We start from the raw sequence: 25,701 nt of genomic DNA, 5'->3' as shown, positions 1-25,701 counted from the left end.
GGTTGCGCTGCTTTTTGCACGGACAAGGGGGAAAGCCAAGCGCGACCTCCCGCCACGTCATACTTGCCACAGCGCCGCCGGGGACGTCAGGATATCCGCAAAACAGGGAGGATCCTATGAAACGAGTGATTGCCGCAGTGGCGCTTGCAGTTGGGCTGGCAGGACCGGCCATGGCTGAACCAGTGCTGGGTGTGTGGAAGACGCAGGTGGATGATGGCGCTTATGCACATGTCACCTTTTCGCAATGCGGGGCGGCTTTGTGCGGTGTGATTTCGCGCACGTTCAATGCGTCGGGCGAATACCAGTCCGAGAATATCGGAAAACAGTTGGTCTGGGACATGAACGCCAAAGGGAGCGGTAAGTATTCGGGCGGCAAGATCTGGCAGCCTTCGACGGACAAGGTCTATAAGTCGAAAATGACACTGTCGGGATCGACGTTGAAAGTCGCAGGCTGTGTGGGGCCGATCTGCAAGAAGCAGACTTGGACTAAGGTTCAATAACCGCTGGTTCTAAAATCAAGAAGGGCGCCCGATGCGGCGCCCTTTTGTTTACGGTGTCCAGGTCAGGAAATTGGCGATCATCCTTAGCCCTGCAGCTTGGCTTTTTTCCGGGTGGAATTGCATGCCGATCATGTTGTCACGTCCGACAATAGCGGTGATGTCACCGGCATAGTCACAATGGGCCAGACGCTCCCCCGCGTTGTCCACGACGAAGTGATACGAGTGCACGAAATAGGCATGGTCGCCGGTTTTCACGCCATCCAGCACCGGGTGGTCGCTGTCGATCACCAGATCGTTCCAGCCCATATGCGGCACTTTCAGCGCAGGATCAGCCGGAGTGATCTTGCGCACATGGCCCTTGATCCAGTCGAACCCGTCCGTGTCCTGATATTCGTGGCTGACGGTGGCTAGCATCTGCATACCCACGCAGATGCCCATGAAGGGGCGGCCCTGCGTGATGACGGCCTCTTCCAGCGCTTCATAGATGCCGCGATGGTCGGACAGCTGTTGGCGGCACGCCGGAAAAGCCCCGTCGCCGGGCAGGACGATCCGGTCTGCGCGGGATACGTCCTCGGGCTTGGTGGAAACGATCACGTCGCCTGCGTTTGTCTCGGCCGCCATGCGCTGAAACGCTTTTTCGGCCGAGTGCAGGTTGCCGCTGTCATAGTCGATGATCACGGTCAGCATAATAGGTCTCCGATCGGGTGCGCGTCAGAGCGCACCTTTGGTCGAGGGGATGGCGTCCGCCTTGCGCGGATCGGTTTCAACGGCGATGCGCAGCGCACGGGCCACAGCCTTGAACGCGGCTTCGGCCACGTGGTGGGCGTTGAAGCCGTGGATCTGGTCGATATGCAGCGTGATGCCGCCGTGCGTTGCCAGCGCCTGGAAGAACTCGCGCACCAGTTCAGTGTCGAAATTGCCGATCTTCGGAGCGGCGAAGTCCACATTCCAAATCAGGAACGGGCGGGCGGACAGGTCCAGCGCTGCACGAACTTGCGCGTCATCCATTGGCAGGTGGCATTCGCCATAGCGACGGATGCCCTTCTTGTCGCCAAGTGCTGCGACCAGCGCTTGCCCGATGGCAATGCCGGTATCTTCGACCGTGTGGTGATCGTCGATATGCAGATCCCCTTCGGCGCGGATCGTCATGTCGATCAGCGAGTGGCGCGACAGCTGATCCAGCATATGGTCAAAAAAGCCCACGCCGGTCTGATTGTCATACTGACCGGTCCCGTCGAGGTTCAGTTCGACCGAGATTGCGGTTTCAGCGGTTTTGCGAGTGATCGTAGCGCGCCGCATGGCATGTCCTTTTATTACCTGCGCCCCTTATAGGGGGGCGGGGCGGCGGCGAAAAGACGGCAAACGGAACGAAAAGGGGCGCTGTGGTCTGCGCGCCCCAAATCCGGTCAGGTGCACCGGACGGGAAATCCCGTCCGCGCGTGTTTATGCCGCCTGAGACATCACGAACTCGCGCGGGCAGATTTCCATCAGGAAGTTCAAGTCTTCGCGCGACATATAGGTCAGGAATCCGCGAATCACCGTATTCAACTCGCGCGTGTGTAATTCCAGTGCGCCCGGCTCACAGTGCATGTATCCCTCGCGTTCGGCGAGGCCACGGAAAGCGTGATGCTGGGCCATGAAACCGAATACGTGATCCGGCGACCAACGCAGAAGACTCGTTGCTAGGGCGAATCGCGCCAGAATGCCGGGAAGCCCAGTGCCGCGATAACGGTCGCTGCTTTCGACCCAAAGGTCCCCGTGATAGCAAATCCGGCCGGTAATCCGCTTCGCGCCGGGGCCAGCCCGGTAGATGCTGCGGCTCATGTCCAGAGTGTATCCAGGTGGTGCAAACCGTTGAAAATTCTCGCTAAGATAGTCTGACAGATAGGTGTCGGACATGTCGATCATGCGCATCGCTTGCGAGTGCATCATCTTGCCTTCGCTGTCCCAACCCGCGATCCAGAACCCGGTGTCTTCGGTTAATTTCTGAACCTTGGGGTCGAAGGCCAGACCCAGTGGAAGCTTGGTCCGGTGTTTTTCAATATAGCTCGCGTAAAGATCGAAATCTGTCCCTATTTCGATCATCACGCCCTTCTCTGCAATGATGTCCAGCATGCGCGTGATGTACTGCGCGCCGGCGAATGTATCGTGAATGGTCATCTGAACCTCATTTATCAGTGGTTATGACCAAGTTTCGCGCGTTCACCACGATTTGTCGAATGAACCCGTCACGGTTGGAAATAGTCAAGTATGTGGCGTGAAATTGACACAGAAGCTGAAAACAAGACTTCAGAAAGGCGGTTTTGTATCCATTGCCAGTTCAGGGGGCATCGCCAGCCGCATGTCGTCCGGAAGATCCAGAATTTCAACGTTCAGGGTCCGGTCAATCAGCGTCGCCAAGGCCAGATCTCCGTCCGCATATCGGCAGGCCATAACCAAGCGATGATACGAGATTGGTGTTGGTGTATCATCCGGTCCATACGGCATGTGGGTATGGATATGGTCCAGTCTTACGCTGCGCGTGCTGGCCACATCGTGGAAGGACTGCGTTAGCAGATAGCTGTATCCTTTGTCGGTGGGCAGATTGACCGCGCTGCGCCCAACGGCAGACCTGTACTTTTCCCACCCAAACCAGGTTGCGAAGGACGATTTCTCGCCGACTTCAGTACAAATCCAGTCGCCGTTTTGCCGGTTGTATCTGAACACCATTAAATAAGGACGCAAATTGGCGAAATCTGGGCTCTCCAACTCGCCTTCGGACTGTGCCCAGCAATGGAACCCAAACTTCAAAAGCTCGGATGAATTGTCCCATAACGCGGTCAAAGGATGCTGCTGCAAGAAGTAGGGGATCTTACCTGCTTGCAAGGCGAGGTAGTGCAGGCCGTGAACATGCCTGCTTTCGCTGTTCAACCACGCTTCGCCCCGCGCCAGAAGCTCTTCGGCCTCTTTAAGGGCGTTCTCTCCGGTTTCGGTCAGTTTGTACTGTCGGTTGTCAAACGAGAACAGCGGATTGCCCATATATTCTTCAAGGTGATCAATGTGCCGACGTACAGTTTGACGCGTGCTTCCAAGGTTCTTGACCGTCTTGGAAAGGTTCAAGGTTTGCGCCAATGAGGCGAAAGACCTCAGCATCTCGTAGAGCAGTGCAGGTGCATCGCGATGGGTCATCTCTGCTCCTTGGCTGTAAACGCATTGTGCACGCAAGTGAAACACTTCACCTGACCTGCGAAACGGCTGATCGAAAAGCCCTTATAAAAAAGGCCTCAATTAGATTTGGTAACATAAATCATCCATCATGCAATTAAAAATGTTACATGATTGTTCATACCTCACCAGTTGGGTTTCATATCGTTTGGTGCCATTCTCCCTTAGCGGGAAACAATTATGTGGTGAAAAAATGGTACATCCAGTAGATGTTCATGTGGGAAAGAAAATTCGCGAAGTGCGCCTGCTGCGGGGCATGACGCAAGTTAACGTAGCTGAAAAACTGGGGCTGTCGTTCCAGCAGCTGCAAAAGTACGAAACCGGTTATAACCGGGTGTCGGCCAGCAAGATGTTCGAAATTGCACAGCTGCTTGATGTCGAGCCTGCCTACTTCTTCGAAGGACTGCCGCGTGCGGGTGTGCCGCAACGCGAAGCCCTGGACGAGCGGACCGCCAAGGCGGCGCAGGCATTGTCCTCGATCACGGATGAAAAGATCCGTGCGCAGATCCAATCAATGATTCACGAACTTGCCGGGCGCCAATCTTTAAGCGCCTGAACCCACACCGTCCTCTGAGGGGAAGGATGAACTGGGGATAAGGGGATGCGCAATGCGCGTCCCCTTACTTTTTGGCGCACGCCAATTCTGACAGGCGCGCGATACACGCATAAGCAGACGCATCAAACGTTGCGTCTTGTGTCTATCCATCGATTTTGGGATCTGGTCCATTTGGAGCGGGCGAGGCGATTCGAACGCCCGACCCTAACCTTGGCAAGGTTATGCTCTACCCCTGAGCTACGCCCGCTTCCTATGGCAGTGTCTGGTGGGTTGCCAGACTGGGTTCCGATTGGAGCGGGCGAGGCGATTCGAACGCCCGACCCTAACCTTGGCAAGGTTATGCTCTACCCCTGAGCTACGCCCGCTTCCTTCGGTGAGGCGTGGAATAAGAAATACGGGCGCGGGCTGCAAGGGGAAAAGCGAGAATTTCCAGTTTTTTTTGCTGGGAACAGGGAAGTGCGGGGGCGCATCTTAGTACACACAAAGAATTGACCTAAAAAACGCACGATTCTTGCTTATATAATAAGGAGGAATGAGTGTGGGGCTCAGAATCATCCTGGGGAGGGTGTGTTTTGAAACTAGAAGCTTGCAACTATCAAAAGGTGGTAACCGAGCGAGAACGCCGTGAGGCGTTGTCGTTAAAGCAGTGTGAATGCTGCGGCGTGACGTCCGCAGAACTTGCAGCCCGTGGCGAAAGCCTTGAGGTCTGCGGTGATGAATTCATGGCCCGCTTGGGGGGCGGTGAGCGCGTCCTGACGCCGGTCGCCCTTTGTCCGAAATGTCATGACGAAAACCACCGCGACGCGCATCACCATCACAATCACTGCCAGATCAAGGCGCGACAAAGTCGTGAGAGCGCCTTTTAAGCCGGCGGTTAGGTCAACGGTTAAGCGCCTCAAAAAGAAAAACGGCCGCCCTTTGGACGGCCGTTTTCTTGTTTTTGATCGTGTCTGTTATTCCAGCTCGACCAGCAGGTCCTTTGCGTCGATCTGGCCGCCCGCCTGCACGTGCAGGGCTTTGACGACCGCATCGCGTTCTGCGTGGATCCCGGTTTCCATCTTCATGGCCTCGATCGTCAGCAGCAGATCACCTTCGTGCACCTGCTGACCCGCAGCCACGGCAACCGAGGCAACAACGCCCGGCATCGGGGCACCCACATGGTTCGGGTTGCCGTCGGCAGCCTTGGGGCGCGCTTCGGTCGACGACTTCACCAGACGGTTCGGCACGCGGATTGTACGCGGCTGACCGTTCAGTTCGAAGAACACCTTCACTTCGCCGTTCTCGTCGGTTTCGCCCAATGCTTGCAGACGGATTTCAAGCGTCTTGCCCGGATCGATCTCGGCCGAGATCTCTTCCCCCGGCTCCATGCCATAGAAGAAGGTCTTGGTCGGTAGGGTGCGGACAGGGCCGTACAGGCGGTGACGCCCCATGTAATCCAGGAAGACCTTGGGATACATCAGGTAGCCGTTCAGATCCTCGTCATCGACCTTAAAGCCTTCCAGCTCTTTCGACAGCTCGGCGCGGGCGCCTTCAAGATCCACCGGTTCCAGATGCTTGCCGGGACGCTCCAGATTGGGCTTCTCGTCCTTCAGCACCTTCTTGATGATCGACTTGGGGAAGCCACCGGGCGGTTGGCCCAGATTGCCGCGCATCATGTCGACCACCGAATCCGGGAAGGCTACATCGGTCTTGGGATCCTCGACCTCGTCGCGGGTCAGGCCTTGGCTGACCATCATCAGGGCCATGTCACCCACAACCTTGGACGACGGAGTAACCTTCACGATGTCGCCAAACATCTGGTTCACGTCTGCATAGCTTTGCGCCACGTCCGGCCATTTCTCTTCCAGCCCAAGCGAGCGCGCCTGCGCCTTCAGGTTGGTGAACTGACCGCCGGGCATCTCGTGCAGGTAGACCTCAGATGCCGGAGCCTCCAGTCCGCTTTCAAAGGCTGTGTACTGGTGGCGTACACCTTCCCAATAGTTCGAGACTTCGCGGATTGCACCAATGTCCAAGCCAGTGTCGCGGTCGGTGTTGCGCAAGGCTTCGACGACCGAGCCCAGACAAGCTTGCGACGTTCCGCCACTGAATGCGTCCATTGCGGCGTCCACAGCGTCTACGCCCGCGTCAGCTGCGGCCAGAATGGTCGCGCCTGCAATGCCCGAGGTGTCGTGCGTGTGGAAGTGGATCGGCAGCCCGACCTCTTCCTTCAGCGCCTTCACCAGAACGCGGGCCGCGGCGGGTTTCAACAGACCGGCCATGTCTTTCAAGCCAAGAACGTGTGCGCCTGCGGCTTCCAGCTCTTTCGCCATGCCGACATAGTATTTCAGGTCGTATTTCGAGCGATCCGGGTTCAGAATGTCGCCGGTATAGCAAACCGTGCCTTCGCAGACCTTGCCTGCGTCGACCACAGCGTCCATCGCGACGCGCATGTTTTCCACCCAGTTGAGCGAGTCGAACACGCGGAACACATCAACGCCAGACACCGCTGCCTGACGCACAAATTCTTGCACCACGTTGTCAGGATAGTTCGTATAGCCAACCCCGTTCGACGCACGCAGCAGCATCTGCGTCATCACATTCGGCATCGCGGTGCGTAGGTCGCGCAGGCGCTGCCATGGGCATTCCTGCAAGAAGCGATACGCCACGTCGAAGGTCGCACCGCCCCAGCATTCGACCGAGAACAAGCTTGGCAGGTTTGCGGCGTAGGCCGGTGCCACCTTGATCATGTCGATCGAGCGCATGCGGGTTGCCAGAAGCGACTGGTGCCCGTCACGCATGGTGGTGTCGGTGATCAGCAGCTGCTTTTGCGCCTTCATCCAATCGGCAACCGCCTGCGGGCCTTCGGCCTCAAGCAGAGTGCGCGTGCCAGCAGCCGGATCCGCGCGCAGCGCAGGCGGCTTCGGCGCTTTCAGATCGGCGGGCGGGGCCGGGCGGTCTGCCGTTTCCGGGTGCCCGTTCACGGTGATGTCCGCGATATATGTCAGCACCTTGGTGCCGCGGTCGCGACGTTTCGAGAACTTGAACAGCTCAGGCGTCTCGTCGATGAACTTGGTCGTGTACTGATTGTTCAGGAAGGTCGGGTGCTTCAGCAGGTTTTCGACGAAGGCAATGTTCGTTGACACACCGCGCACACGGAATTCCCGCAGCGCGCGGTCCATGCGGGCAATCGCCTTTTCCGGCGTCTGCGCCCAGGCCGTCACTTTGGTCAGCAGGCTGTCGTAGTAGCGCGTGATGACGCCGCCCGCGTAAGCCGTGCCGCCATCCAGACGAATGCCCATGCCTGTGGCCGAACGATAGGCCGTGATGCGGCCGTAATCCGGAATGAAGTTGTTCTGCGGGTCTTCCGTGGTCACGCGGGTCTGCAGCGCGTGGCCGTTCAGGCGGATGTCGTACTGGCTGGCTTTGCCGGTGGCCTCGGACAGCGATTTGCCTTCAGCGATCAGGATCTGTGCCTGCACGATGTCGATGCCGGTGACTTCCTCGGTGACGGTGTGTTCCACCTGTACGCGGGGGTTCACCTCGATGAAGTAGAACTTGCCGCTTTCCATATCCATTAGGAACTCGACCGTGCCCGCGCATTCATAGTTCACGTGGCTACAAATCTTGCGGCCAAGTTCGCAGAGTTCCTCACGCTGGGCTTCCGACAGGTACGGCGCGGGCGCGCGTTCAACCACTTTCTGGTTGCGGCGTTGGACCGAACAGTCGCGTTCATAAAGGTGATAGATATTGCCGTGGCTGTCGCCCAAGATCTGCACCTCGACGTGACGGGCGCGGGTGATCATCTTTTCCAGATAGCCTTCGCCATTGCCGAAAGCAGCTTCGGCTTCGCGGCGGCCTTCCAAGACTTTCTCTTCAACTTCGTCTTCACCGAAGATCGGGCGCATACCCCGCCCGCCGCCGCCCCACGAGGCTTTCAGCATCAAGGGATACCCGACCTCGGCGGCTTCTTTCTTGATCGCAGCCATGTCATCGCCCAACACCTCAGTAGCAGGGATGACGGGCACGCCGGCTTCAATGGCCACTTTGCGGGCCGAGGCCTTGTCGCCCAACGCACGCATGGTTGCGGCCTTGGGGCCAATGAAGGTGATGCCGTTTGCCGCACAGGCGTCTACGAAATCCGGGTTCTCGGACAGAAGGCCATAGCCCGGGTGGATCGCATCCGCACCGCTTTCCTTGGCAACGCGGATGATCTCGTCAATCGACAGATAGGCGGCCACAGGGCCCATGCCTTCGCCGATCCGATAGGCCTCGTCCGCTTTGAAGCGGTGCAGGCCCAGCTTGTCTTCTTCGGCATAGACCGCAACGGTCTTCTTGCCCATCTCGTTCGCAGCCCGCATCACGCGGATTGCAATCTCGCCCCGGTTGGCGATCAGGATTTTCTGAAAGTCGCGCATCAGTGGTCCCCCTTGTCCCGTTCATGGAATTGCAGGAGTCGTAGGGCGTGCCGCATTGCAGCGCAATAGTTTTTGTAACGATTGGGTAAGGTTTAGCGCTAAATTGGTAAAATAATATTACCAAAAGTCACAATTGGCTACGAAGACTTCGTTAGAAGCCCCCCTGCTTGGCGCGTGATGCGCCCTTCCAGCTCAAGATTTACCAGCTCGGGCAAAATCTGTTGCGAGCCCAGACCATGTGACTGGCCAATGTCCCGGATCAACTGATCCTCGGCCAACGGGCACGATCCCAGTCTGGACAGGATCTGGCCGTGTAGTTTGGCGGTTTCTGCCAATGTCCTTTTGTCACGAGTTCCGGACTGTTCTGCGGTAGCGGAAGCGTCATTTGCGTGCGATTTCGCGTCAGACGGCGTGACAGTTGTTGCGGGGCCGATGGCCTCAATGACGTCTGCCGCGTTGCGGACCAATGCCGCGCCATCGCGGATTAGCATGTTACAGCCATAGGCGCGGGCGTCGAACGGGTGCCCCGGAACCGCTAATACATCGCGCCCTTGATCCAACGCGTTGCGTGCGGTCAGAAGCGACCCGGATTTCGCGGCGGCCTCGACCACCACCACGGCGCGGGCCAGCCCCGAGATCAGCCTGTTGCGGCGCGGGAAGTGCCGCGCTTGCGGTGTCACACCCGGCGGCATTTCCGAGATGCGCAACCCGTCGCGGGCAATGTCTTCGGCCAGATCGGTGTTTTCCTTGGGGTAGATTACATCCACGCCGCCTGCCATCACGGCAATGGTTTTGCCAGATTTCAGCGCCGCTTCATGGGCGACGGTATCGATCCCGCGCGCGAGACCCGAGATCACGGTGAACCCAGCTTCGCCCAGTTCGCACGCCAGTTTGCGGGCCATGCGTGTCCCAATAGATGAGGCATTGCGTGCACCAATCAGCGCGACGACGGGGCTACGCAGCAAGGCCTCGTCGCCCATCGCCCAGAAAAATGGGGGCGGGTCCGATATCTCGGATAACAGCGCCGGATAGGCGTCGCTGCCCCAACAGATCATCTTGGCCCCTGCCATCTGTGCCCGGCGATATTCGTCTTCGGCCACATGTTCGGGGCAGGGGGCATAGTCTTTCACGCCCGCGGCCTTGGCGACTTCGGGCAGGGCGTCCAGCGCCGCCTCGGCCGAGCCATGTTCATTTAGAAGTCTGAAAAAGGTTGATACGCCGACACGGCGCGAGCGCAAAAGACGGATCCACGCGAAGGCCTCATCCTCTGTCCTGGGTGAGGGAATGGGGTGAAGAGGTTGGAAAAGGTCCTTGGTCATACGTGATTCCGTCTTTTGCCGGATCAGCATGCAGGGAAATTGGTTAACGGCGGGTGAATCGCTTTAAAACAAAGGATCCACCCGCGGTCAGAGTCGTTACGCCGCAGAGCCCCCAACCGTCAGTCCACCGATCAACAGCGATGGCTGCCCAACACCAACCGGGACCGATTGCCCGGCCTTGCCGCAAGTGCCCACGCCGGGATCCAGCGCCATGTCATTTCCAATTGCGCGGATTTGCTTCATCGCCTGTGGGCCGTCTCCGATCAGGGTGGCACCTTTCACCGGCGCGCCGACTTTGCCGCCTTCAACGCGGTAGGCCTCAGTGCAGCTGAATACGAACTTGCCGTTTGTGATGTCCACCTGACCGCCACCGAACCCGACTGCATAGATGCCGTCTTTCAGCTCGCCCAGCACCTCTTCTGGAGTGGCGTCTCCGCCCTCCATAATGGTGTTGGTCATGCGCGGCATGGGCGCGTGTGCATAGCTTTGGCGCCGACCGTTACCGGTGGCGGGTACGCCCATCAAGCGTGCATTCTGGCGGTCCTGCATATAGCCGACCAGCACGCCGTCTTCGATCAGGGTGGTCCGGCCCGAGGGCGTGCCTTCGTCATCCACGCTGATCGAACCGCGGCGGTCGGGCAGGGTGCCGTCATCCACGACGGTTACCCCTTTGGCTGCTACCTGTTGGCCCACAAGTCCAGAGAAAGCTGAGGTGCCTTTGCGGTTGAAGTCGCCCTCCAACCCGTGGCCCACCGCTTCGTGCAGCAGGATGCCGGGCCAGCCATTGCCCAGCACCACGTCCATCACGCCCGCAGGGGCAGGCACCGCGTCGAGGTTCACCAATGCGATGCGAAGCGCCTCGCGCGCGGTGCTTTGCCAGTGTTGCGGGTCCATTAGCCCGGTCAGGCCTGCGCGTCCGCCACCGCCAGAGGATCCGCTTTCGCGACGCCCGTCTTTCTCGACGATTACAGACACGTTCAGACGTGTCATCGGGCGCGTGTCCGAGACCAGCTGGCCGTCTGGGCGCAGGATATGCACCTCCTGCAAGGAGGCCGCGATGGTCGCCGAGACCTGAACAACCCGCGAATCAAGGTCGCGGGTGAAGGCGTCGATCTCGCGCAATGTCTCGACCTTCAGGCCAAAGCCCGCATCGGCCATCGGGTCGGCATCTGTATAAAGCTTGCGATTGGTGCGGGCAGGAGCATCAGCCCAAGTGCCGCCGCCATCACCCACGGCCAAAGCGACCGTGGACGCGGCACGTTTCAGTGCTGCTTCGCTGATCTCGGTCGAGTGGGCGTAGCCAGTGGTCTCGCCATTCACGGCGCGCAGGCCAAAGCCCTCGGACGCGTCATAGCTGGCATTGCGCAGGCGTCCGTCATCAAAGACCAAGGCCTCGGACCGCATCCGTTCCAGAAACAATTCGCCATCATCGGCCCCGTGTGTCGTCTGCGCCAGAATCCTCGAGGCCTCATCCTGACCAATCAGGGTCTCGAACGGGCGAAATGCGGTGGTGTCGGTCATAGGGGGCCTTTAGTTTGCGCTAAACGCGACGTTGTTCGTTAACTTGAGAAGGTTTTTCCTTGTTCCCAGCTTTCTAATATGGTTTCACACCAATGAGAAACAAGGGATTCCCGCGCCCCGTGTGCGGGAGAGGCATGAGCGCGCAGCAGCTTGAACCGGAAATCACCGGTGTCGGGCCGCGCGGCACAGGGAAGAGAAAGACGAATATGATGCGTTTCAGCAGCCTTTTCGCCACTGCAACGGCTATGATGACGGCGGGTATCGCCTCGGCTCAGGAAAACCTCGAAGTGATCGGTAAACCGGTCGACGGTGCAATCGGGTTCCAACCTGCAGCAACCAACATCGCTGAAAGCGCACAGTGGCTGGACGGTCTGATCAACGTGATCATCATCGCCATCTCGCTGTTCGTAACCGCGCTGCTGCTGTGGGTGATCGTTCGCCACAACCGCCGCGCCAACCCCGAGCCCGCGACCTTCTCGCACCACACCCCGATTGAGATCGCATGGACCCTGATCCCCGTTGTGATCCTGGTTTTCATCGGTGCCTTCTCGTTGCCGGTTCTGTTCCAGCAGCAGGTCATCCCCAAAGGTGACGTTGTGATCAAGGTGACCGGCTATCAGTGGTACTGGGGCTACGAGTATCCCGAGCACGAGTTCGGTTTCGACAGCTTCATGCTGGCCAAGGACGAGCTTGAAGACAATGGTTATGACAAGAGCGACTATCTGCTGGCCACCGACACCGCTGTTGTCGTGCCCACCGGCAAGAAGGTCGTGATGCAGGTAACCGCTGCCGACGTGATCCATTCCTGGACCATTCCCGCCTTTGGCGTGAAGCAGGACGCCGTCCCCGGTCGTTTGGCCGAGCTGTGGTTCGAAGTTGAGCCCGGCAAGGAAGGCATTTACTTCGGTCAGTGTTCGGAACTGTGCGGCAAAGACCACGCTTACATGCCGATCACTGTGAAAGCCGTGACCGAAGCCGAATATGAAGCATGGCTGAAAGGCGCGATCGAAGAATATGCAGGCGACGTGACCACCATGCCGGCAATTCAGGTCGCCTCGGCCAACTGATCAGACGGAAGGGGGCAACCCCTTCCCACAAGCCGCCCTTCCGAGGGCGGTTTCTTACCAAAAAGACCCTAGCCAGAGCGCCAAAACATCATGACTGACGCCAGCATTCAAACCACCAAGACCGAAACCGGCGAGGCCGGATTTGGCGATTATTTCGCGCTGCTGAAGCCGCGTGTCATGTCGCTGGTGGTGTTCACGGCCCTTGTTGGGCTGCTGGTCGCGCCGGTTGGCGTGAACCCGATCGTTGGTCTGGCCTCGATCCTGTTCATCGCCGTGGGCGGTGGTGCCTCGGGTGCCTTGAACATGTGGTGGGATGCGGACATCGACCGCAAGATGAAGCGCACCCTGACCCGTCCGATCCCCTCGGGCAAGGTTGAAGAAGGCGAGGCGTTTGCCATCGGCATTACCCTGTCGGTCATGGCTGTTGTGATGCTGGGACTTGCTGCCAACCTGATGGCCGCAGCCCTGCTGGCCTTCACCATCTTCTTCTATGTCGTGATCTATACGATGTGGCTGAAACGCTGGACCCCGCAGAACATCGTGATCGGTGGCGCGGCGGGCGCGTTCCCTCCGATGATCGGCTGGGCTGTTGCCACCGGTGGGATCTCGATCGAAAGCGTTCTGATGTTCGCTTTGACCTTCGCGTGGACGCCGCCGCACTTCTGGGCGCTGGCCCTGTTCACCAAGGGTGACTATGCCAATGCAGGCGTGCCAATGCTGACCGTGACCCACGGCCGCAAAGCGACCCGCAACCATATCCTTGGCTACACATTCGCACTGGCCGCCGTGGCCATCGCGCTGGGTCTGACCTCGGTCGGTGGCCCCACCTATATGGTGATCGCGCTGGTTCTGAACGCCATGTTCATCAAAGGTGCATGGGACGTGTTCCGTCGCACCGATGCAGATAGCGAAGCAGACAGCCACAAGGCCGAACGCGGTCTGTTCAAACTGTCGCTGGCCTATCTGTTCCTGCACTATGGTGCGCTGCTGGTTGAAGCCTCGCTGAAACCTTTCGGTCTAGGGGGCTGGGGTTAATGGCGATCAAGGCAGAACACGAAATGCACAAGCGCCGCTTTTCCCGTAACATCGGGTTGGGCCTTGTTCTTGTGGGCTTTGTCGCCCTTGTCTACGGCCTGACCGTGGCAAAAGTCGGCGAGCTGTATCAGCCGGAAGCCGCTTCGGAGGCCAGCCAATGAGCCTTTCGCAGCACCAGATGACGGCAGCCAAGATGGTCGGCGTAGTGGTCCTGATGGGATCGCTCAGCTGGGCCTCGGTTCCGTTCTATGACTGGTTCTGCCGCGTCACCGGCTTTGGCGGTGTCACCGGTGTGGCTGAAAAAGCCTCTGACGTGGTGCTGGACCGCAAAGTGCTGGTGCGCTTCGATGCTTCGAAAGAACGTGGCATGCCGTGGGAGTTCAAGCCCGTCCAGCGCGAGATGGAAATCCGTCTGGGTGAAACCGGTCTGGCTTTCTATGAAGCTTACAACCCCACCGACCGCCCGGTCGCCGGCACCGCCAGCTACAACGTGGCGCCCTTCGCTGCGGGTGGTTTCTTTACCAAGATTGACTGCTTCTGCTTTGAACAGCAGGTGCTGCAACCCGGAGAACGCGTGACCATGCCGGTCACCTTCTACGTGGACCCCGAAATGATCGAGGACGATGAAGGCAAATACGTGAATGCGATCACGTTGTCCTACACGTTCCACGAAACCGAATTGCCGGAAGAGGTCGCTTCGCTAGACGCACCCCTGACGGTTGTGCAAAACTGACGCCAGAAGAACAGGGACTAGACGCTTATGGCACATGCAAAGAACCACGATTATCACATTCTGCCGCCTTCGGTGAACCCGTTCTTGGGTGCCGTCGCTGGCTTCGTCATGCTGTTTGGCGCCGTCCAGTGGATGGCTAACGGAACACCTTGGATGTTCTTCGCCGGTCTGGCTGGCGTTCTCTATGTCATGTTCGCCTGGTGGTCGGACATTGTGCATGAAGGCGAAACCGGCGATCACACCTCGGTCGTGAAAATCGGCCTGCGCTATGGCGTAATCCTGTTCATCATGTCCGAAGTTATGTTCTTCGTTGCGTGGTTCTGGAGCTTCTTTAAGCACGCAATGTACCCGATGACCGAAGGCTCGCCCAAAATCGACGGTGTTTGGCCACCGGTTGGGATCGAGACCTTTGACCCCTGGCACCTGCCGCTGATCAACACCCTGATCCTGCTGCTGTCGGGTTGTGCCGTAACTTGGGCGCACCACGCCATTGCGCATGAAAACAACCGCAAAGATCTGGTTTGGGGTCTGACCCTGGCTGTGATCCTGGGTGTGATCTTCACCATGTTCCAGGCCTACGAATACAGCCACGCCGCCTTTGAGTTCTCGGGCAACATCTATGGTGTAAACTTCTTCATGGCCACCGGCTTCCACGGTTTCCACGTGATCGTCGGCACGATCTTCCTGTTCGTCTGCCTGATGCGTGCGATCAAGGGGCACTTTACTCCGGAAAGCCACGTGGGCTTCGAAGCCGCCGCTTGGTACTGGCACTTCGTTGACGTCGTATGGCTGTTCCTGTTCGCTGCTGTTTACATCTGGGGCGGTTGAACCTGACCTGCGATTAGTCCTAATCAGGGGCGCGAGGGGAAACCCTCGCGCCTCTCTTTTTTCGGATCTCTGTCATGCGCCAAGCCGTTACCATTATCCTGTCTATCGCCGTGCTGGCCCTGTTTATCGGGCTGGGCACATGGCAGGTGCAGCGCTTGAAATGGAAAGAGGGCGTGCTGGTCGAGATCAACGCCCGCATCGCCGCCGATCCGGTCTCTCTGCCGGAAACGCCCGACAAGGCGCGTGACACCTATCTGCCTGTCGTGGTCTCGGGCAGCTTTGGCGAGGGCGCGCTGCGTGTATTGGTCTCGACCAAACAAGCTGGGGCAGGCTATCGCCTGATCTCGCCGTTACAGACCGATCAAGGCGCGATCCTGATCGACCGGGGTTTCATCCGTGTGGCGGACGAGATGCCTTCGGTGCCAGAAGGTCCGATCCAGATCGAGGGTAACCTGCACTGGCCCGACGACCGTCGTAGTTCAACCCCAGAAAATGACGTGTCCGGCAACACGTGGTTTGCCCGCGACCTTGACCAGATGGCCGAGGAACTGGGCACCCAACCGACCCTTGTCATCACCCGCCAGATGACCCCGGCCGAGCCCCGCGTTTTGCCGCTTCCTGTCACATCCGAGGGTGTCCCCAACCGTCACCTTGAATATGCAGGAACGTGGTTTTTGCTGGCGCTCACATGGTCGGTGATGACACTTGGCCTGCTATGGCGTAAGAAACGCCGAAACACCTGAAGGACTCACTTTCGATGCGCTATATCTCGACCCGCGGCGACGCACCTGTTCTCAGCTTTGAAGACGCCATGCTGACCGGCCTTGCCCGTGACGGCGGCCTTTATGTGCCTGAAACCGTGCCGACCATGTCGAAGGACGAAATCGCCGCTCTTGCTGGCTTGTCGTATGAAGAGATTGCCTTTCGCGTGATGCGCCCGTTCGTGGGCGACACATTCACCGACGAAGAGTTCAAAGAGATCATCGCCAAGGCCTATGCTGGCTTCGGCCACGACGCCCGTGCGCCGCTGGTGCAGCTGGGTCCGAACCACTTCCTGCTAGAGCTGTTCCACGGCCCGACGCTGGCCTTCAAAGACTTCGCGATGCAGCTGATCGGTCAGCTGTTCCAAGTGGCCCTCAGCCGTCGCGGAGAGAAAGTCACCATCGTGGGCGCAACTTCGGGCGACACCGGGTCGGCCGCCATTGAAGCTTTCAAGGGTCTGGACGCGGTTGACGTGTTCATCCTGTTCCCGCATGGCCGCGTGTCCGAGGTGCAGCGCCGCCAGATGACCACGCCGTCGGAAAGCAATGTGCATGCGCTGGCCGTGGATGGCGACTTCGACGATTGCCAAGCGCGCCTGAAAGACATGTTCAACGATTTCGACTTCCGCGATGGCGTGAAACTGGCAGGCGTGAACTCGATCAACTGGGCGCGGGTGCTGGCGCAGGTGGTATATTACTTCTCGTCCGCCGTGTCGCTGGGCGCCCCGCATCGCAAGATCAGCTTCACCGTGCCGACCGGCAACTTCGGTGACATCTTCGCGGGCTATATTGCGAAGAAGATGGGCCTGCCGATTGACCAGCTGGTGATCGCCACCAACCAAAACGACATCCTGCACCGCACGATGGAGACGGGCGCCTATACCAAGGCGGGCGTTACGCCCTCGATCAGCCCGTCGATGGACATTCAGGTGTCTTCGAACTTCGAGCGCGCTTTGTTTGACGCATATGGCCGTGATGGCGCAGCTGTGGCCGGTCAGATGGACGACCTGAACGACGGCGGTTTCTCGATCAGCCAAGGCGCGATGGAATACCTGCGCGAGCAGTTTACCTCGGGCCGTGCCTCGGAAGACGAAACCATGGCGCAGATCAAGACCAGCTTCGCCACCACCGGCGAGGTACTCTGCCCGCACTCGGCGGTTGGCGTGAAGGTGGCCAACGAGCATCTGGGCGACAGCCCGATGGTCACGCTGGCCACAGCCCACCCCGCAAAATTCCCGGCTGCCGTGAAAGATGCATGTGGCCAAGACGCCCCCCTGCCGCCGCGCATGGCCGACCTGTTTGACCGCGGCGAACGTGTGACCCGCGTGGCCAACGATCTGGACGCGCTGAAGTCGCTGATCATGGAACGTACCGGAAAGGCCACCCCTGCATGACCGTGCGTCTGGACCGTCTTCCCAACGGCGTACGCGTCGTGACCGAATATATGCCAGGGCTGGAAAGTGCCTCACTCGGTGTGTGGGTCACTGCGGGTGGTCGTCATGAAACGCAGGCCCAGAACGGCATCGCGCATTTCCTTGAGCACATGGCCTTCAAAGGTACCGAAAAACGCAACGCGCTTGAGATTGCCGAGGCGATCGAGGACGTGGGCGGCTATATCAACGCCTATACCTCGCGCGAGGTGACCGCCTATTACGTGCGCGTGTTGAAAGACGACGTAGCGCTGGGGCTCGACGTGATCTCGGATATCGTGCTGAACCCTGTTTTCGACACCGGCGAGATCGAGACCGAACGTGGGGTGATCCTGCAGGAAATCGGTCAGGCGTTGGATACGCCGGATGATGTGGTTTTCGACTGGCTGCAGGAAGCCGCCTTCCCGGAACAGCCCATTGGCCGCACCATCCTTGGTCCGTCTGAGCGGGTGAAAGCCTTTGGTCGCGATGACCTGTCGGGTTTCGTGGGGCAACACTACGGACCGGAACAGCTGATCCTGTCAGCCGCGGGGGCAGTGAACCACGACGAGATCCTGCGCCTTGCCGAGGCCGCTTTCGGCGGGCTGGCTCCGCGCCCGGTGCTGATGCCTGATGCCGCACGCTGGACCTCTGGCGCGCGGGTCGAGGTGAACAATACGCTGGAACAAGTGCATTTCACGCTGGGCTTGGAAGCTCCGTCTTATCGCGATGACGGTTTCTATGCGGCACAGCTCTTCAGCTCGGCGCTGGGTGGTGGCATGTCTTCGCGCCTGTTCCAAGAAGTGCGCGAGAAACGCGGGTTGTGCTATTCGATCTTCTCGCAGGTTGGGTGCTATGATGACACCGGTATGTTGACTGTCTATGCGGGCACGTCCGGTGATGACATTGCCGCCCTGTCGGGCCTTTGCATTGACGAGATGAAACGTGCCGCGTCCGACATGTCTGATCGCGAGCTGGAACGCGCGCGTACGCAGATGAAGGCCGGGCTTCTGATGGGGCTGGAAAGCCCGTCAGCCCGCGCCGAGCGCATGGCGCGATTGGTCGGGATCTGGGGCGAGGTGCCAACACTGGCTGACACGGTGTCCAAGATCGACGCCGTCACCCTGCAAGACCTGCGTGATTTCGGCGCCTCATTGTCGGACAGCGCCATGGCGATGGCGGTCTATGGTCCGGCGGACAAAGCCGAACCGCTGGAGGCTCTGATGGAAAGACGTGCTGCCTGATGTTCGCGCGGCCCAAGAAGGTTCGGATTGAAACCGAACGCATGACCCTGCGCCCGCCTTTGCATGGCGACTATCGCGCATGGGCTGCCCTTCGGGTTGCAAGCCGGGACTTCCTGACCCCATGGGAGCCCACATGGGCTGCCGATCACCTTACGCGCAAAAGTTTCACAAATCGCGTTTACTGGGCCAATCGTTCGGTTTCCAGTGACACGGCGCTTCCACTTTTCATGTTTCGACGTCAGGATGGTGCGCTGTTGGGGGCACTGACACTGGACAACATTCGCCGCGGCCCGTCGCAGGCGGGAACCACCGGTTATTGGATCGGCGAACGCTTCGCGCGTCAGGGCTATATGCGCGAAGGGCTTGAAGCGCTGGTGCACTACGCGTTCAACGAGCTGGATCTTTCGCGGCTCGAGGCGGGCTGCCTGCCAGAAAACGCCGCCTCGCGCGGGGTGCTGGAAAAGGTCGGCTACAAATACGAAGGCGTGGCGCAAAGCTATCTTCAGATCAACGGGCGCTGGCGCAATCACGTGCTCTATGCCAACCTCAGGTCAGATCGGCGTGGGCGCACGCAGGCGGGCTAGGACCGCTGCTTGTTGACCCGCATGTGAACCACAAGAAGGGGCGTGATGTGAGATCTGTCGATGCAGCCATCGAAGCACAATTGCGCGCGGCCCTACCGGACGCCGTATTTCGACCTCTAACGCCAGCCTATCTGGAAGAACCGCGCGGGCAATTTCAAGGTGATGGCGGGTTGCTCTTGGCCCCCGGTTCTGTGGACGAAGTCTCCACCATCCTGCGCGCTTGCAACGAGGCGCGCGTTCCCGTTGTTCCATACGGAGGCGGCACAGGCTTGGTTGGCGGACAGGTGATGCAAGACGCCCGCCCGGTAATCCTAAGCTTCGAGCGCATGACCCGCATTCGCGCCGTCCATCCGACCGAGAACGTTCTGGTCGCCGAGGCAGGGGCGATACTGGCAGATGTCCAATCTGCCGCTGAAGACGCGGACCGCCTGTTCCCGCTGTCGCTCGCCTCGGACGGGTCGTGCCGCATTGGCGGTTGCTTGTCGACCAATGCAGGCGGCGTGAACGTTCTGCGCTATGGCACCGCGCGCGAGCTGTGTCTGGGGGTCGAGGCTGTGCTGCCCGACGGCTCCATCCATCACGGGCTGAAGCGGCTGCGTAAGGACAACACGGGCTATGATCTGCGCGCGCTCCTGTGCGGAGCCGAGGGCACGCTGGGCGTGATCACCGCCGCCAGTCTCCGCCTGTTTCCGCGTCCTGCGCGCACCGGAACCGCGCTTTTGTGTGTGCGTGACCCATCCGCCGCTTTGGACCTACTGGCGCTGGCGCAATCCCAACTTGGGCAGGGGATTAGCGCGTTCGAATTGATCAAAGGTACTGGCTTGGAGTTTCTGTCCGAGGCTGGACTCGGCGGTCCACAGCCATTTTCTGAACCGCCGGCTTGGTCCATCCTGATCGATCTTGGCCTCGGCCCGTCCGAAGACCCTGAGGCCGCGCTTCTTACGCTTTTTGAAGCTGCGCAAGGGGCGGATCTGGTGTCCGATGGCGTCATCGCGCAATCCCAATCCCAACGTGCTGCCCTGTGGAAGCTGCGCGAGGAAATTCCCTTGGCGAACAAAGCTGTAGGCGCGATCAGCTCGCATGACATTTCGCTTCCGCTGTCGCAGATCCCCGCTTTTCTAACCCGCGCCGACCAAGCACTTGCAACACTCGGCCCATTCCGCGTGAATGCCTTCGGACATCTCGGAGACGGCAACCTGCATTACAACGTTTTCCCCCCATCGGGCGAAGACAAAGCCTCCTATCTTTTCCAACGCGATGCCATTCGCAGAACGGTCTATGACATTGTGGACGACTACGGGGGATCCTTCAGCGCTGAACACGGGGTGGGGCGCCTGAAAACAGACGAGCTTGCCCGCTACGGGGATCCCGCTCACCTAGCCGCTATGCGTGCGATCAAGCAGGGGATGGATCCCAACGGGATCATGAACCCCGGAGTGATTTTTCCGGTCGACTAAGTCACGCTTTCTCATTTTCTTGCTGAAAATATCCTGGGGGAGCGCCAAAGGCGCGGGGGCAAAGCCCCTCAGGCTCACATCGTGAGCCACCAACTCCAAAAGAAAACGCCCCGCCGGGTAAGCGGGGCGTGCACGTTATCCATGTGCTCAAGCAGCGCCCGGGCTCCGACCGGGCAGGAACAGCTTTAGGGCCTAATGGTTAAACGAGGGTTCACAGCCCTTCGAATTCGCACAAAACATCGACGCCCATACCAAGCTCTTCCAGCTTTTTGCGCCCACCCAGTTCCGGAAGGTCGACGATGAAGGAGCAGCCTACGATCTCGCCGCCCAGACGTTCGATCAATTTGATCCCGGCCTCAGCCGTGCCGCCGGTGGCCAGCAGGTCATCGACCAGCAGCACTTTCTCGCCCGGCTGAATGGCGTCGTCATGGATCTCCATCACCGCCTCGCCATATTCCAGCGTATAGGCTTCCGACAGGGTGGCGCCGGGCAGCTTGCCCTTCTTGCGGATCGGCACGAACCCCAGCGTCAGCTGGTGCGCAATGGCGCCGCCCAGAATAAAGCCACGCGCCTCTAGCCCGACCACTTTGTCGATCTGCATGCCTGCATAGGGGTGCAGCATCTGGTCCACCGCCATGCGAAACCCGCGTGGATCAGCAAACAGGGTGGTCACATCGCGAAACAGGATCCCCTCGTGCGGGAAGTCCACAATGGTGCGGATATAGTCTTTGACGGATTTCATGTTTTCCCCTCGGTGATCAGACGCATGGTGGCCTCAAGCGGCCCGCGTTTGAACTTATGCGACCACAGCCAGCTGAACAACGCGGCAAATGCGCAATAGGCGATCGAGATCCAAAAAATCTGTATCGGTTGAAGTGACCCGTCGAGCCGTCCCAGCGCCTCGAGCGTGCCCATCCCGATCAGAATGTGCGCAACATAGTGGGTCAGAGTTTGGCGACCGGCCACGATCATCGCATCGCAGAGACGCCGGATCAGCGGCAGGGCCAGCAAAAGCGGGGTGATCAGCAGCAATGCACCCAGAACCGCCACGGCCGTGGCCCCACTGGCCAGCATGTAAAGCGGCCCGGCTGGAACCGGATCGGTGCTCATCAAAGCGCCAATCTTGGGATCGCTGATCAGGGCCGCGCTGGCCTTGTGGGTCGCAATCGCGAGCAGCGCGCCACCCAGCACCATGCCGATCTGGACGGTCCAGCGGCCAAGCTTCAGACGCCCAAGCCACATGCCCCACAGTAGAAACGCTGCCCAAGGGAATACGGGGTGCCAGCCGTTGAACAGGGAATGGCGCAGGAAGCCCTCAATGGTCCAGAAATCAACATAGCCCAGCGTGTGCCAATTCCAACCTGTGTCGAAGTTCAACACCAACTGTGCCACGAATCCGGTCAGGGTGAAGCCCGCGGCCCCCAAGAGGAGCCAATTGCTCGATTTGCGCATGAACGCCACCGCAACGATGAAATAGAGCGCATAGAAATGCAGGATGTCGGCGTCGAAGATCAGCATGTTCAGCATGCCGATGACAAACAGGAAGAGGGCACGGCGCAGGGCCAGATGCCACGCGGGTTTACCAAGACTGGCGCCAACGCCCGCCAGAATAACGAACAGAGCGGCGGCTCGGCCTTCCAGATTGTCGGTGATCAGCGAGCCGATATCGGAACCTGACGAAACCTCGGCAACAAGTCTGAAGTTCACCAAAACCATGCCGACGAATGCAAGGAAACGGGCAAGGTCGGCGCCGTGCAGGCGGTTCACAATATCCGTCCCGCCACCGCGTCCAGCTTGGCCAACAGTACAGGATCTCGCTTTTCGGGGGCGGTCATGATGGCCATGTCCAGTGCGCGGTCGCAGCCATGGGGGCAGGGCGCGCGGTCCGCGCCCAGACGCGCAGGCAGGCCTGCCACCATGCGTTTGGCCTTGTCACCATTGTCAGTCAGTGTCGCGATCACCTGCGCCACGTCGACCTCGTCATGATCGGGATGCCAGCAATCAAAATCTGTCACCATCGCGACCGAAGCATAGCAAAGCTCGGCCTCGCGGGCGAGCTTTGCCTCGGGCATGTTGGTCATGCCGATCACATGTGCGCCCCACTGGTCACGATACATCCGGCTTTCCGCCAACGTGGAAAACTGTGGTCCTTCCATCGCCAGATAGGTGCCGCCCTCATGTACAGTCACACCTGCCGCGTGCGCCGCCTCGGCGCAGGCGGCGGACAGGCGCGGGCAGGTTGGGTGGGCGAAGCCCACATGGGCCACGCAGCCCGACCCGAAGAAACTTTTGGGTCGCGCGTAGGTCCGGTCAATGAATTGATCCACAATGACAAAATCGCCCGGCGCCATCTTCTCTCGGAACGACCCGCAGGCAGACACACTGATCACATCCGTGACACCCATTCGCTTCAAAGCATCAATATTCGCACGATACGGCACGTCCGAGGGGCTATGCACGTGCCCCCGCCCGTGGCGCGGCAGAAAAGACATGGCGACGCCTTCCAGCCGCCCGGTCAGGATTTGGTCCGACGGCGCCCCCCACGGGCTGTCCACATCCACCCACCGCGCGTCTTTCAGGCCGTCCATCTGATAGATGCCCGACCCGCCGATGATCCCGATATGCGTGTTCATGCCTGCCTCCTGCTTTTATCTTGGCCGCAGCCTATCGCGCGCGTTGCCCCCACACCATGCAATAGTTGCAGGGCCGCAAGTCATCTGAGGCATTGCCCGACAGGCCTGAAGCCGTTAGACAGCGCCATCGCGAACAATTCCCGTTATGAGGTGACCCCGTGGCCCGAGCCCTACTGGCAAGCTTTGCCAATCGTATCGAACGCCCTGATCTGCGCTTGTCGCCGAACGATGAGCTGACGCCGTCGCGCATCAAGACCGAGCTGTTGTCAGGCCTGACCGTGGCTCTGGCCCTTGTGCCCGAGGCCGTGGCCTTTGCCTTCGTCGCGGGCGTGCACCCGCTGGTGGGCCTGTATGCAGCTTTCATGGTCGGGCTAATCACGGCCGTCATCGGTGGACGTCCCGGCATGATTTCAGGCGCAACAGGTGCGCTGGCGGTTGTTATGGTGGCTCTGGTCGCCCAACACGGTGTTGAATATCTGTTCGCAACCGTTGTTCTTATGGGGCTTCTGCAAGTGTTTGCCGGTGTCATGCACTGGGGCAAGTTCATCCGCCTCGTCCCACACCCAGTGATGCTGGGCTTCGTGAACGGACTTGCGATCGTTATTTTCTTGGCTCAGATGACCCAGTTCAAGGAGCCGGGCAACGCGGATGCATGGCTTTCCGGTACTTCGCTTTACATGATGCTGGGCCTTGTTGGCCTGACTATGTTGATCATCTGGGGGCTGCCGAAGCTGACCTCAATCATCCCAGCGCCACTGGCCGGGATTGGCGTTGTCGCCGGACTTGTGATTGCCTTTGGCATCGACGTTCCGACGGTGGGCGACATGGCCTCGATCAAGGGTGGTCTGCCCAGCTTCCACAACCCGTTTGGTACGGGTGAAGGACTGTACGGTACTGCACTGGCCCCGTTCACGCTGGAAACGCTCTGGATCATCCTGCCCTACGCAGTGATCCTCGCCGCGATTGGCCTGATCGAAAGCTTGCTGACCCTGAACCTTGTGGGCGAGATGACCGGCCAGCGTGGCGGAGCTTCGCAAGAATGTATCGCGCAAGGTGCGTCCAACGTGATCACCGGCTTCTTCGGCGGCATGGGCGGCTGCGCCATGATCGGTCAGTCGATGATCAACGTCCGTTCGGGTGGCCGTACCCGCATCGCCGGCATCGCCGCCGCGCTGTTCCTGTTGCTGTTCATCGTTGTCGCCTCGAGCTGGATCGAGATGATCCCGCTGGCCGCCTTGGTCGGTGTGATGTTCATGGTGGTGATCGGCACCTTCGCGTGGAACTCGTTGAAAATCCTGCGTCGCGTGCCACGCACCGACGCCTTCGTGATCCTGTTGGTGACCGCTGTCACCGTGGCGGAAGACCTTGCTGTTGCGGTTGTGGTCGGTGTGATCGTGTCTGCTCTGGCCTATGCTTGGAACGCCGCCGCGCGCATCCACGCCGTGACCCGTGAAGAAGACGGGGGCAAGGTCTACGACGTGGAAGGCCCTCTGTTCTTCGGTTCGGCCGAAGGTTTTATCGAGCTGTTCGACGTCAAAAATGACCCAGAATTGGTGGTGATCGAATTCGCCCGCTCGCGCGTCGTCGACCAATCAGCCCTTCAGGCGATCGAGGCCGTGGCTGCAAAATACGAAGCGTTGGGCAAGAAGGTGCAACTGCGCCATCTGAGCCGCGACTGCCACGACCTGTTGACCAAGGCGGGGCACCTGATGGTCGACAGCGATGACGACCCCGATTACGAGGTCGCCGTGGACTATTCGGTCAAAACCGGCATCCTTGGTGGACACTAACAAAAAGGCGCCTTCGGGCGCCTTTTTTCCTGTCCGACGTTATTCGCCGGGACGTTTCAGGGTGAAGCTGTCGCGCACGATGGAATAGTCGCGATAACCCAACCGCGCCAAGGGGCGCGCGCGGGTGATGTCGAATATCCCGTCGACGATGCAGTCATCCCGCATATGGATCCCGGTCACCTCGCCGAAACAGACGTGGTTAGCCTCGCCCGGAAGCTGAGTGATTTGTGTCAGTTTGCATTCCAGCGCGGCGGGGACGGCAGGCAGGCGGGTGACTGCGATGGTCTCGCACTCAACGCGTTCCAAACCAGCTTCCTCGATCTCATTGACCTCGCGCCCGAAATTGGCGGCGCTGATATTCATCGCGTCTGTCAGGTCTTCCGAGACCATGTGGACGCAAAACACGCCGGTCTGGCGGATGTTATCTAAACTGTCTTTGCCCATCTGCCGATCCGCCTTGCCCGAGGTCGTAGCGAACATCACCTGCGGCGGGTCATAGGCGACCCCATTGAAGAAGGAATAGGGGGCAAGGTTGTCACGCCCATCCGCATCGCGCGTGGTGATCCACGCAATCGGACGCGGCACGATCAGGGCGTTGAACGGATTATGGGGCAGCCCGTGGCCGTTTTCGGGTTTGTAGAACACTGGCTTATCCCTTCCGTTTCA

At 59.5% G+C, this 25,701-nt stretch carries 25 protein-coding genes and 2 tRNA genes; 13 read left to right on the top strand and 14 right to left on the bottom strand.

From position 1 onward, the window contains the following. Positions 1-116: 116 nt before the first annotated feature. Positions 117-500, top strand: a complete 384-nt coding sequence (locus G0Q00_RS05985) for a DUF2147 domain-containing protein (RefSeq protein ID WP_163037277.1) — start codon at positions 117-119, stop codon at positions 498-500. A 48-nt stretch (positions 501-548) separates the two neighbouring features. Here G0Q00_RS05985 and hisH read toward each other — a convergent pair whose 3' ends face one another. The 4 genes from hisH to G0Q00_RS05965 form a co-directional block, all read right to left on the bottom strand. Beyond that, positions 549-1,187: an imidazole glycerol phosphate synthase subunit HisH gene (gene hisH / locus G0Q00_RS05980; protein WP_163037275.1), complete on the bottom strand. Its 639-nt coding sequence runs from the start codon at positions 1,185-1,187 to the stop codon at positions 549-551. Between the two features lie 24 nt (positions 1,188-1,211). Further along, complete coding sequence (gene hisB / locus G0Q00_RS05975) at positions 1,212-1,799, bottom strand: imidazoleglycerol-phosphate dehydratase HisB (RefSeq protein WP_163037273.1); 588 nt, start codon at positions 1,797-1,799, stop codon at positions 1,212-1,214. Positions 1,800-1,943: 144 nt separating this feature from the next. Continuing rightward, positions 1,944-2,660, bottom strand: a complete 717-nt coding sequence (locus G0Q00_RS05970) for a hypothetical protein (RefSeq protein WP_163037272.1) — start codon at positions 2,658-2,660, stop codon at positions 1,944-1,946. A 129-nt stretch (positions 2,661-2,789) separates the two neighbouring features. Continuing rightward, positions 2,790-3,668 carry a LysR family transcriptional regulator gene (locus G0Q00_RS05965; RefSeq protein WP_163037270.1) on the bottom strand — a complete coding sequence of 293 codons (879 nt, stop codon included), beginning with the start codon at positions 3,666-3,668 and terminating at the stop codon, positions 2,790-2,792. Between the two features lie 127 nt (positions 3,669-3,795). Here G0Q00_RS05965 and G0Q00_RS05960 point away from each other — a divergent pair, with 127 nt between their 5' ends. Then, positions 3,796-4,260, top strand: coding sequence for a helix-turn-helix domain-containing protein (locus G0Q00_RS05960; protein WP_239058330.1), 465 nt, complete (start codon positions 3,796-3,798; stop codon positions 4,258-4,260). Positions 4,261-4,432: 172 nt separating this feature from the next. Here G0Q00_RS05960 and G0Q00_RS05955 read toward each other — a convergent pair. From G0Q00_RS05955 to tldD, 6 genes are all read right to left on the bottom strand, one after another. Further along, positions 4,433-4,507, bottom strand: a tRNA-Gly gene (locus G0Q00_RS05955). Between the two features lie 43 nt (positions 4,508-4,550). Further along, positions 4,551-4,625: transfer RNA gene (locus G0Q00_RS05950), tRNA-Gly, on the bottom strand. Between the two features lie 273 nt (positions 4,626-4,898). After that, positions 4,899-5,105: a hypothetical protein gene (locus G0Q00_RS05945; protein WP_163037268.1), complete on the bottom strand. Its 207-nt coding sequence runs from the start codon at positions 5,103-5,105 to the stop codon at positions 4,899-4,901. Between the two features lie 108 nt (positions 5,106-5,213). After that, on the bottom strand, positions 5,214-8,654 hold the full coding sequence (locus G0Q00_RS05940; protein WP_163037266.1) for a pyruvate carboxylase: 3,441 nt from the start codon (positions 8,652-8,654) through the stop codon (positions 5,214-5,216). 137 nt (positions 8,655-8,791) lie between these two features. Further along, a complete protein-coding gene (gene dprA, locus G0Q00_RS05935) occupies positions 8,792-9,973 on the bottom strand; it encodes a DNA-processing protein DprA (protein WP_163037264.1) in 1,182 nt (393 codons plus the stop codon). 96 nt (positions 9,974-10,069) lie between these two features. Next, complete coding sequence (gene tldD / locus G0Q00_RS05930) at positions 10,070-11,494, bottom strand: metalloprotease TldD (protein WP_163037262.1); 1,425 nt, start codon at positions 11,492-11,494, stop codon at positions 10,070-10,072. A gap of 206 nt (positions 11,495-11,700) precedes the next feature. Here tldD and coxB point away from each other — a divergent pair, with 206 nt between their 5' ends. From coxB to G0Q00_RS05885, 10 genes are all read left to right on the top strand, one after another. Then, complete coding sequence (gene coxB / locus G0Q00_RS05925) at positions 11,701-12,561, top strand: cytochrome c oxidase subunit II (protein ID WP_163037261.1); 861 nt, start codon at positions 11,701-11,703, stop codon at positions 12,559-12,561. A 90-nt stretch (positions 12,562-12,651) separates the two neighbouring features. After that, positions 12,652-13,596 carry a heme o synthase gene (cyoE, locus tag G0Q00_RS05920; RefSeq protein WP_133487418.1) on the top strand — a complete coding sequence of 315 codons (945 nt, stop codon included), beginning with the start codon at positions 12,652-12,654 and terminating at the stop codon, positions 13,594-13,596. Further along, on the top strand, positions 13,596-13,757 hold the full coding sequence (locus tag G0Q00_RS15800; RefSeq protein ID WP_203564900.1) for a hypothetical protein: 162 nt from the start codon (positions 13,596-13,598) through the stop codon (positions 13,755-13,757). The genes cyoE and G0Q00_RS15800 overlap by 1 nt, the downstream gene beginning before the upstream one ends. Beyond that, a complete protein-coding gene (locus G0Q00_RS05915) occupies positions 13,754-14,329 on the top strand; it encodes a cytochrome c oxidase assembly protein (protein ID WP_163037259.1) in 576 nt (191 codons plus the stop codon). The genes G0Q00_RS15800 and G0Q00_RS05915 overlap by 4 nt, the downstream gene beginning before the upstream one ends. A 27-nt stretch (positions 14,330-14,356) precedes the next feature. Continuing rightward, positions 14,357-15,157: a cytochrome c oxidase subunit 3 gene (locus G0Q00_RS05910; protein ID WP_163037257.1), complete on the top strand. Its 801-nt coding sequence runs from the start codon at positions 14,357-14,359 to the stop codon at positions 15,155-15,157. A 74-nt stretch (positions 15,158-15,231) separates the two neighbouring features. Beyond that, positions 15,232-15,900 (top strand): SURF1 family protein, encoded by a 669-nt coding sequence (locus tag G0Q00_RS05905; protein WP_163037255.1) that lies wholly within the window; start codon positions 15,232-15,234, stop codon positions 15,898-15,900. 14 nt (positions 15,901-15,914) lie between these two features. After that, complete coding sequence (thrC, locus tag G0Q00_RS05900) at positions 15,915-17,312, top strand: threonine synthase (protein ID WP_163037253.1); 1,398 nt, start codon at positions 15,915-15,917, stop codon at positions 17,310-17,312. Then, positions 17,309-18,571, top strand: coding sequence for a pitrilysin family protein (locus G0Q00_RS05895; protein WP_163037251.1), 1,263 nt, complete (start codon positions 17,309-17,311; stop codon positions 18,569-18,571). Before thrC ends, G0Q00_RS05895 begins: the two co-directional genes overlap by 4 nt. After that, positions 18,571-19,155 (top strand): GNAT family N-acetyltransferase, encoded by a 585-nt coding sequence (locus G0Q00_RS05890; protein ID WP_163037250.1) that lies wholly within the window; start codon positions 18,571-18,573, stop codon positions 19,153-19,155. The genes G0Q00_RS05895 and G0Q00_RS05890 overlap by 1 nt, the downstream gene beginning before the upstream one ends. Positions 19,156-19,202: 47 nt before the next feature. Beyond that, positions 19,203-20,612 (top strand): FAD-binding oxidoreductase, encoded by a 1,410-nt coding sequence (locus G0Q00_RS05885; protein WP_163037248.1) that lies wholly within the window; start codon positions 19,203-19,205, stop codon positions 20,610-20,612. Positions 20,613-20,823: 211 nt separating this feature from the next. On the opposite strand, the gene G0Q00_RS05880 is transcribed toward G0Q00_RS05885, so the two are convergent. Genes G0Q00_RS05880 through G0Q00_RS05870 form a run of 3 tightly spaced genes read right to left on the bottom strand, consistent with a single transcriptional unit; the run spans position 20,824 to position 23,245 of the window. After that, positions 20,824-21,354, bottom strand: a complete 531-nt coding sequence (locus tag G0Q00_RS05880; RefSeq protein WP_133487404.1) for an adenine phosphoribosyltransferase — start codon at positions 21,352-21,354, stop codon at positions 20,824-20,826. After that, positions 21,351-22,379, bottom strand: coding sequence for a DUF418 domain-containing protein (locus tag G0Q00_RS05875; RefSeq protein ID WP_370458538.1), 1,029 nt, complete (start codon positions 22,377-22,379; stop codon positions 21,351-21,353). Before G0Q00_RS05875 ends, G0Q00_RS05880 begins: the two co-directional genes overlap by 4 nt. After that, a complete protein-coding gene (locus G0Q00_RS05870; protein WP_163037246.1) occupies positions 22,376-23,245 on the bottom strand; it encodes an S-methyl-5'-thioadenosine phosphorylase in 870 nt (289 codons plus the stop codon). Before G0Q00_RS05870 ends, G0Q00_RS05875 begins: the two co-directional genes overlap by 4 nt. Before the next feature lie 158 nt (positions 23,246-23,403). Between G0Q00_RS05870 and G0Q00_RS05865 the strand changes: the two genes are divergently transcribed. After that, a complete protein-coding gene (locus G0Q00_RS05865; protein ID WP_163037244.1) occupies positions 23,404-25,035 on the top strand; it encodes a SulP family inorganic anion transporter in 1,632 nt (543 codons plus the stop codon). Between the two features lie 39 nt (positions 25,036-25,074). Here the strand turns inward: G0Q00_RS05865 and G0Q00_RS05860 are convergent, their stop codons facing one another. Then, entirely contained in the window at positions 25,075-25,680 is a 606-nt protein-coding gene (locus G0Q00_RS05860) for a flavin reductase family protein (RefSeq protein ID WP_163037242.1), read from the bottom strand. Positions 25,681-25,701: the final 21 nt, after the last annotated feature.

This window comes from Aliiroseovarius sp. PrR006, from assembly GCF_010500215.1.
Taxonomy (GTDB): Bacteria; Pseudomonadota; Alphaproteobacteria; order Rhodobacterales; family Rhodobacteraceae; genus Aliiroseovarius.
Note: the sequence above shows the minus strand (reverse complement) of the source record. Positions and strands in the feature narration are given on the sequence as shown.